Source organism: Vibrio sp. 2033, assembly GCF_033339735.1.
The window spans coordinates 1-508 of the sequence record NZ_JAWOVC010000894.1 but is presented as its reverse complement, the minus strand read 5'-3'; the positions used below and the strand labels follow the sequence as shown (position 1 = coordinate 508).

The window sequence follows — 508 nt, the reverse complement described above, 5'->3', positions numbered from 1 at the left end:
CAGATAACTTGATGGCTTTTCGCGTCAGCAATGACCGTCGCATAGCGGTGCCCTTTAAAAATAGCGAACTCGTCCATGACGAGTTGCCTTAATTCACCCCATTTAACTTGCGGCACTACTTGTTGAAGTCGACGCTTATCTATCTCTTTGATTGTGTGCCAATGAACGCCTGTCACTTGGGCTATATGTTTAATTGGTAGCAGAGGTAACAACTGTTCTATATAGCTTCGTAGGCGGTTAGTGATACGAGCATAAGGTTCCAACCAAGATAGCCGCTCTGTTTTAATGCCGCAGTTACTGCACTTGATGCGTCGGGTTTGAATGGACAGTTCAACGGGAGCTCCTAACAGTGTAGCTTCCTTCACGTTACGCCACTGATACTCATGTATGGCTTGAGCTTTAAGCCCGCACGGACACTTAGCGATAGAATTAGGTTTGAGAGTGAGCTTTATTAATGACGCAGTCTGATGAGACTTTACTATATGAAAGCCTTCCCAGAATGAAGATA

At 44.9% G+C, this 508-nt stretch carries 1 protein-coding gene; it reads right to left on the bottom strand.

Going from position 1 to position 508, the window contains the following annotated elements:
• The coding region (locus tag R7P74_RS29680; RefSeq protein WP_318124336.1) for a helix-turn-helix domain-containing protein at positions 1-508 on the bottom strand (508 nt) is incomplete at both ends.